This is a genomic window from Agromyces sp. P1_H4 (genome assembly GCF_056405255.1).
In genome coordinates this window covers 1-7,401 of the sequence record NZ_JBFUCL010000188.1, presented here as the reverse complement: position 1 = coordinate 7,401, position 7,401 = coordinate 1, and the positions used below count along the sequence as shown (strand labels likewise).

The window sequence follows — 7,401 nt, the reverse complement described above, 5'->3', positions numbered from 1 at the left end:
CGCGGCGCGCGAGGTTCCACGCCGCGGAGGAGCCCATCGCTCCCCCGCCGATGACGACGACGTCGGTGTCGGGTGCGGTCACGAGGCGATGCCGAGCTCGTCGTCGTGACTCGGGGCGTCGGCCGCGGCATCCACGTCGATCGTGAACGCGAGCAGCCGGAACCGGCGGCCGCCGTCGACGATCTCGCGCTCGCGATCGTACAGCCGGGTGAAGCCCAGCTTCCCGTAGAGCGCATGCGCGCCGACCATCTGCGGGCCGCTGTTCATGACCACGCGGTCGAGTCGGCGCTGCCTGGCCAGCTCGATCACGTGCCGGGTGAGCCGCGCCCCCACGCCCCGTCCGCGCGCCGACGGGTCGACGGCGAGGAGCCGGAAGTCGAGCTCGCCGGGTCGCGCGAGCGGCGAGATCGTGCGGCCGGGCCGGGGCGTGGCCACCGCGCCGAGCAGCGCGCCCGACGCGGCATCCGCGGCGACCCACACCTCGTGCTCGGCGGCGCGCTCGGCGACGGCGAGGATCGAGGCGCGGTACTCGGCCGAGATGTCGTACTCGAGCTCGTACGCTCGCAGTGACAGGGCGGCGACCTCGTCGTACTCGTCGGGCTGCACGAGGCGCACGACGAGCCCGTCAGTCGGGTCGGATGCCGCACCGCGCGGCTGCTGGCTCTCGCTCATCGATCCACGATCCTACGGGCGACGCCTGACGGACCGGTCACCGGGTCGCCTCGGATGCCCCGGCCAGGCGGTCGAGCGGCGCGGTCGCCGACTCCACGGCCGCGGCGGCATCCGCCTCGACCCCGCCGCTCACGGCTGGACGCAGCGCATAGGGATCGCCCGGTCCCCAGAGCGTGCTCGGGAACTCCCGCCGCGCGACCGGGGCGACCTCGACGGCGAAGCGCTCGACGAGCTCGACCTGCTGCTCGACCGGCAGGGTCGTGGGCAGGCTGATCGACTGCAGGTCGTGCCCGAGCGCCTCGTGGAAGCGGCCGATCTTGTCGATGACCTGCTGCGGGCTGCCGACGAGCGCTGGACCCTCGGCGATGGCGTGGTCRATGTCGCGGAACGGGGAGTTGTTGCCCGGCACGTTCGTCGCGGCGACGAGCGCCTCGTAGACCGGCCCGTAGAGCTCCCGTGCCTGCTGCGTGGTGTCGGCGATGAACAGCGCGCCGGCGCCGGCCCCCACGTAGGCGAACCGCGGGTCGTGCCCGTGGCGTGCGCGCTCGTCGCGGTAGTGCTGCACGAGCACCGCGTAGTTGCGGAGCGGCTGGATCGCGTTCGCGCTGAACAGCGGGTCTCCCCAGCGTGCTGCGAGCGCCGCAGATGCGAGCGTGGTCGCCGATCCGTGCCACACCCGCGGCGCCCCGGCGTACGGGCGCGGCAGCGTCGTGGTGCCCCGCTGTGCGCGCGTGTACGGCGTCGCCTCCCAGTCGACGTCGGTCTCCCGCCAGAGCCTGCGGAGCAGTGCGTAGCGGTCGGCGAGCAGCTCCCACTGGTCGTCGATCGCCAGCCCGAACAGGGGGAACTGCGCCGCCTCGTTGCCCTTGCCGATCGTGAGCTCGAGCCGGCCGCGCGAGAGCTGGTCGATGGTGGCATAGTCCTCGGCCACGCGCACCGGGTCGAGGACCGACAGCACGGTCACCCCCGTCTGCAGGCGGATCGTCGAGGTGACCGCGGCGATGGCGCCGAGCAGCACGGTCGGCGACGACGAGAGGAAATGCCCCGCGTGCCGCTCGCCCACCGCGAAGGCGTCGAAGCCGAGCCGCTCGGCCCGGCGGGCGAACTCCACGGTCTGGTCGAGCCGCTCGGCCGGGCTCACGAGCCGCCCGGTGACCGGGTTCTGCACGTAGGGGACGATGTCGAGGATCTGGAAGCGCATGGGTTCTCCGGTTCTGGCGCGTCGATGGCGGTCGGATGCTGCGGGGCAGGGCGGCGCCGGTCAGGCGACGTTGCGCTCGACGGGCGTCTTCTCCCCCGCCTCGATGCCGACCGGCAGCCGGTTCCCGGCGGGCGGCAGCGGGCAGGTGGCGTGGTCGGTGTACGCGCAGGGCAGGTTGACCGCGCGGTTGAAGTCGAGCACGACCGAGCCGTCGGCGTCGGGAGCCTCGATCTCGAGCGAGCGATTCGCGGCATACGTGGTCAGTCCGCTCGTGGCATCCGTGAAGAGCACCTGCAGCGTGCCGGGCGCATGGCCGTTGAACGCGGTGAGGCGGAAGGTCTCGCCGCGCAGCTCGAACTCGACCTCGCCCGGCACCTCGTAGACGTGCTGGAGGCCCTCGGCGGCCGAACCGACGGTGACCTCGCGGGGCGCCTCTGCGCGAATGAGCCGGCCGCGCGCGATCCAACGCGGGTTGGGCAGGTAGGTGGGCGTGCCCGTGAAGCGGGCGWGGTAGGGGTGCCCCGGGTCGCGGGGACGCACGATGTCCCGGCCGCCGCGGCGGGCGACCTCGATCGCGAGCTCGCCCGCGCGCACCACGACGCCGCCGCGCTCGGCGATGGGGCCGAAGGCGTGGCGACCCTCGAGGCGGGTGCCGTCGGCCGCCTCGAGCGACTCACCCGGGGCGAGGTCGACGACCGGCCCCGCCGCGGCATCGGTGGACCAGGTGCCCGGCACGTCGTCGAAGTGCTGCGGCGTCTCGTCGAGCCAGTGGATCGCGGTCACGGCCAGGAAGCCGTGCGGGTCGGCGCGGCGCGCCTCGTGGTCGCGGTGCCACTCCTCCCACTCGCGGGCGAACGCGRCGCGGTCGAGGGTGGCGGTGTCGGTGGCGGTGCCATCGGTGGTGGCGGCGGCTGCATCGGTGATCTTCATGTCGCCACTGTCACGCTCCCGCGAGCACTTCGCCAGCGGTGTCGTCACCATTCGCCACCGATCGCAACACCGTGTCACGTTCGGGCCCCGCGGACGCGRCATCCGCTCGCTCGCCGTCGAGCGCACCGGCGCGCGCCGCCTCGACGATGCGGAGCGCCCGGGGGCCGTGGATGCGGGCGTACCAGTGCAACAGGTCGGTCATGATGCCTCCGATCGAGGGTCGTGTGGCGGTCGTCGCGGTGCGGCCTCGGCCGGCGCCCGCGCACGCCGCGAATGGGTCGCCACGATAGGCGGGCGCCGATCCGGCGGCGACGGATGCCGCAACACGCGGACATGCGGCGTCACGATGTGACCGCGGGTGACCCCACGCGTCGAGCCGCGATTGCCCGGATGCCCCGGCGCGCTCAGGATGGGCCGCATGTCTGAGCCCGATGCGCACGACCCCTTCGCCGACGCGGCGCTCGCCCACGAGGGCTTCGCCACCCAGCAGGTGCACGCCGGCGAGCACGCCGACGCGACCTTCGGCGCGCGCATCATGCCGATCTACCTGAGCGCCGGATTCCGCTTCGACGACTTCGCGCACGCCCGCGAGCGCTTCGCCGGCGACGACGGCGGCTACGTCTACACGCGGGCAGGCAACCCGTCGAACGCCGCGCTCGAGCGCCGGCTCGCCGCGATCGAGGGCGGGCGCGACGCGGTCGTGCTCGCGAGCGGGCAKGCGGCGCTGACCGTGGCCGTGCTCGGCATCGCCCAGGCCGGCGACCACGTGCTGTCGGCGCAGACCGTCTACTCGGGCACGCGGAGCCTCTTCACCCAGGGCTTCGGGCGCTTCGGCATCGAGGTCGAGTTCGTCGACGACCCGGCCGACCTCGACGAGTGGCGCCGCCGCATCCGCCCGAACACGCGGGCGATCTACGCCGAGTCGATCGCGAACCCCACCGGCGAGGTCATCGACCTGCGGGGCGTCGCGGGGGTGGCCCAGGCGGCCGGCGTGCCGTTCCTCGTCGACAACACGCTCGCGACGCCCTACCTCGTGCGGCCCATCGAGCACGGCGCCGACCTCGTGGTGCACTCGGCGAGCAAGTTCCTCTCGGGCCACGGTGCGGCGCTGGGCGGCGTGATCGTCGACGCAGGCACGTTCGACTGGTCGGCGCGTCCCGATGCCTTCCCGCACCTGCACCTGCCCGACACCGGGCTGCAGGGTCGCAGCTACCTCGCCGTCCACGGCGACGGCGCCTACACCGCCTACCTCCGCGGCGTCACGGCCGCGCTATTCGGGCCGGTGCTCTCGCCGTTCAACGCGTTCCTCATCCAGCAGGGCGTCGAGACGCTGTCGCTGCGCGTGCAGCGCCAGTCATCCACGGCCGCCGCGATCGCCGCCTGGCTGGAGGAGCAGCCCGAGGTGCTGGGCGTCAACTACCCCGGCCTCCGCTCCAGCCCGTCGTACGAGCTCGCGCAGCGCTACCTGCCGCGCGGGCAGGGCGCGGTGCTGTCGTTCGTGCTGGCCGGCGGCGAGGCATCGGTCGCGCCCTTCTACGACGCCGTCGAGCTGTTCAGCCGCATGAGCCACATCGGCGACACGCGGTCGCTCATCCTCCACCCGGCGACGACGACCCACGCGCACCTGGACGCCTGCACGCGGGCCAAGGGGCGCATCTCGTCGGGCCTGCTGCGGCTGTCGATCGGGCTCGAGGAGCCGGAGGACCTCGTGCGGGACCTCGAACGCGGGTTCGCGGCGCTGCGCGCGGTCGCGGCATCCGTCACCGCATCGCCCGTCCGTGCATCGTCGGTCTCCGACCTCGCGACGGATGCCGCATCCCGCGCCGTGCTCGAAGGGAGCGCACGATGACCCGGCCGCAGCACTTCGGATGGTTCTTCTCACGGGGCTTCGGGCCGCAGGCCTGGGGGCACCCGCACTGGGACTGGGACTACCGCTGGACCGAGCCGAAGCTCTACCAGCAGTCGGTGCGCGAACTCGAGCAGGCGGGCCTCGACCTCCTGATCATCGAGGACGGCCCCTCGATCGGCACGCCCGACACCGTCGAGTTGCGCGTCCGCAAGGCATACGGCGGGCCGAAGCACGACCCGGTCGCACTGACGCCCTACCTGCTCGCGGCGACCGAGCACCTCGGCATCGCCCCCACGGTGAACGCCGGCATCTGGCCGCCGTACCTCGCCGCCCGGCAGTTCGCCTCGCTGCACCACCTGAGCGGGCACCGCGTGGGCATCAACGTGGTGACGGATGTCTCGAGCACGCGCCACACGGGCACGCCGCCCGTGACGCACGACCAGGCGTACGACCGCGCGAGCGAGTGGCTCGCCGCGGTGCGCGGCCTCTGGCACAGCTGGGATGACGGCGCCCTCGTGGCGGATGCCGCGACCGGCCGCTTCGCCGACGGCTCGAAGATCCGCGAGACCCGCTTCGAGGGCGAGTACTTCGACGTGACGGGACCGCTCAACGCGATCCCGTTCACCGAGGGCGACCCGGCGATCGTCTCCCCCGGCGGCTCGCCCAAGGGACTCGCGTTCGCCGGCACCCACTCGGACGTGCAGCTCGCGTACGCGCCGCTCGACCTCGACGTCGTGCGCGCGTACCGGCAGAAGATCATCGACGCCGCGGTCGCGCACGGGCGCGCGGCGAACGCCGTGAAGACCCTGTTCGTGTTCAAGCCCGAGATCGTGTCGAGCGAGGAGGAGGTCGACCGCGTGGTGCGTGCGTCCCTCGATCCGTCGGACGCGACGCTCGCCGCGATCCTCGAGGGCCAGTCGAGCGACCTCGAGACCGACCTCACCGGGCTGCCGCTCGACCGGCCGCTCGACCCGTCGATCTTCGGCGACCACGTCTCGCAGGGCACGATCAAGGGCCTGCTCGGCAAGACCGCACCGACCTTCGCGGATGCCACGCTGCGCGAGCTGCTCGTCGCGAAGGCCCGCAAGGGACGCATCGTCGACCACGCCGGCTTCGTGGGCACGGCCGAACAGGTCGCCGACTTCATCGAGGAGTTCGGCGAGGAGGCCGACAACGACGGCTTCATCTTCTCGGGCGACCTGCACCCGGTCACGGTGCACCGGTACCTCGACGAGCTCGTGCCGATCCTGCGCCGGCGCGGCGTGCTGCGCCGGGAGTACGGGAGCGGCGGCATCCAGGGGAACCTGCACGACTTCTGATCGACTCGGGTGAGCGGCGGCGGCGGGCGGATTCACGCCATGACGCCCATTCGCCACGGCGGTTGATTGACCCCAGAACGGGGGCACTGGGAGATTCGACCCGAGTTCGAGGAGCCTCGGGGCCTGCAGCCACCACTCCGCACTCACACCGGTGCTCGGCATGAGCGCCGGTGCTCTCCCAGTGTCGAGGAGCACGATGAGCACACGCAGGAAGCTGGTCGGGGCCGCATCAGCGGCACTGATCTCCGCCGCCATGATGATGGCGCCGATCGGAACGGCCGCCGCGTCGCCGACCGCGCCACCCGATCCGGGCTCCTCGGCGACCCCCGACCCGAACGGACCGWTCGCGGAGGGTCGTCCGGGTGTCGCAGGCCCCCGCGACGGATCCGCCGGGATCGCTTCCCTCGCGACCGGCGATCCCGAGCTCTACGAGCCCGCGGCGGATCCCGGCTTCCACCCGCTCGACTCCACCGGGTCCTCCGACGATGCCGCCGACAAGCTCGGCCAGGCCGACACCCGGCTGCTGCAGGAGGCCCAGGTCGAGAAGACGGACACCGTCACCGTCATGATCCTCGCGCGCAAGGGGGCGTCCGACGACGTCGTCGCGGCCGTGCGCAAGGCGGGCGGCACCGTCGGGTCGGTGACCGAGAAGCTCGGGTACGTGCGGGCCACCGTGCCGACCGACCGCGTCTCCGACCTGGCCGGGCGGTCCGACGTGAAGGCGATCGACCTGAACCGCACGTATCAGGTGCCGACGCCGGGCCTCGGAGGGGGCGTCGCTCCCGCGTCGAGCCTGCTCGACGCCGGACCCGGCGCCCCTGACGCGAGCACCCCCGCCGCCAACCCCTACCTGCCCATCGCCGAGACCGGCGCCACGGCATTCGTCGACGCGCACCCCGAGTGGGACGGGCGCGGCACCGTCGTCGGCGTGCTGGACACCGGCGTCGACGTCGGGCATCCGGCGCTGCAGACGACGAGCGACGGCAAGCCCAAGGTCATCGACTGGGTCACCGCGACCGACCCGATCCAGGACAACGACGGCACGTGGGTCGAGATGACGACCGTGAAGAGCGGACCGTCGTTCCGCTCCGGTGGCGAGGAATGGACCGCACCCGCGGGTGACTTCCGCTTCGGCTACTTCTACGAGTACTCGACGTCGGGCAGCGACTTCGGGGGCGACCTCAACCGCAACGGCGACGTCTGGGACGCCTTCGGGGTGCTCTACGAGCCATCGACCCACATGATCTGGGTCGATGCCGACAACGACAAGGACTTCACCGACGCGCCCGCCATGGCGCCGTACGCCGTCGACCGCCAGGCCGACCACTTCGGCGTGGATGACCCCGCAACCGCCGAGGACGAGGAGATCCCGTTCGTGGTCGAGTACCGCGACGACGTCGACCTCACGCCGCTCGACGACGGACGCGACG

The 7,401-nt window shown here is 72.7% G+C and carries 7 protein-coding genes; 3 read left to right on the top strand and 4 right to left on the bottom strand.

Annotated features, from left to right (window positions below; genetic code table 11):
* Positions 1-78 precede the first annotated feature (78 nt).
* Genes AC1DY2_RS12105 through AC1DY2_RS12090 form a run of 4 tightly spaced genes read right to left on the bottom strand, consistent with a single transcriptional unit; the run spans position 79 to position 3,005 of the window.
* A complete protein-coding gene (locus tag AC1DY2_RS12105) occupies positions 79-672 on the bottom strand; it encodes a GNAT family N-acetyltransferase (RefSeq protein WP_476762656.1) in 594 nt (197 codons plus the stop codon).
* 37 nt (positions 673-709) lie between these two features.
* On the bottom strand, positions 710-1,873 hold the full coding sequence (locus tag AC1DY2_RS12100) for an LLM class flavin-dependent oxidoreductase (protein ID WP_476762655.1): 1,164 nt from the start codon (positions 1,871-1,873) through the stop codon (positions 710-712).
* A 60-nt stretch (positions 1,874-1,933) separates the two neighbouring features.
* Positions 1,934-2,803, bottom strand: a complete 870-nt coding sequence (locus AC1DY2_RS12095) for a DUF1684 domain-containing protein (protein WP_476762654.1) — start codon at positions 2,801-2,803, stop codon at positions 1,934-1,936.
* Positions 2,804-2,813: 10 nt separating this feature from the next.
* Positions 2,814-3,005, bottom strand: a complete 192-nt coding sequence (locus AC1DY2_RS12090) for a hypothetical protein (RefSeq protein ID WP_476762653.1) — start codon at positions 3,003-3,005, stop codon at positions 2,814-2,816.
* A 216-nt stretch (positions 3,006-3,221) separates the two neighbouring features.
* Between AC1DY2_RS12090 and AC1DY2_RS12085 the strand changes: the two genes are divergently transcribed.
* From AC1DY2_RS12085 to AC1DY2_RS12075, 3 genes are all read left to right on the top strand, one after another.
* The gene (locus tag AC1DY2_RS12085) at positions 3,222-4,652 is read left to right on the top strand and encodes an O-acetylhomoserine aminocarboxypropyltransferase/cysteine synthase family protein (protein WP_476762652.1); all 1,431 of its coding nucleotides are present in this window, start codon (positions 3,222-3,224) and stop codon (positions 4,650-4,652) included.
* Complete coding sequence (locus tag AC1DY2_RS12080) at positions 4,649-5,971, top strand: LLM class flavin-dependent oxidoreductase (RefSeq protein WP_476762651.1); 1,323 nt, start codon at positions 4,649-4,651, stop codon at positions 5,969-5,971. Before AC1DY2_RS12085 ends, AC1DY2_RS12080 begins: the two co-directional genes overlap by 4 nt.
* A 196-nt stretch (positions 5,972-6,167) precedes the next feature.
* On the top strand, positions 6,168-7,401 hold a 1,234-nt coding region (locus AC1DY2_RS12075), incomplete at its 3' end, for a S8/S53 family peptidase (protein WP_476762650.1).

What these genes read in the sequence shown, in the direction of transcription:
- AC1DY2_RS12080 (WP_476762651.1), top strand. Translation starts at nt 4,649, where the DNA reads ATGACCCGGCCGCAGCACTTCGGATGGTTCTTCTCACGGGGCTTCGGG.
- AC1DY2_RS12105 (WP_476762656.1), bottom strand. Translation starts at nt 672, where the DNA reads ATGAGCGAGAGCCAGCAGCCGCGCGGTGCGGCATCCGACCCGACTGAC.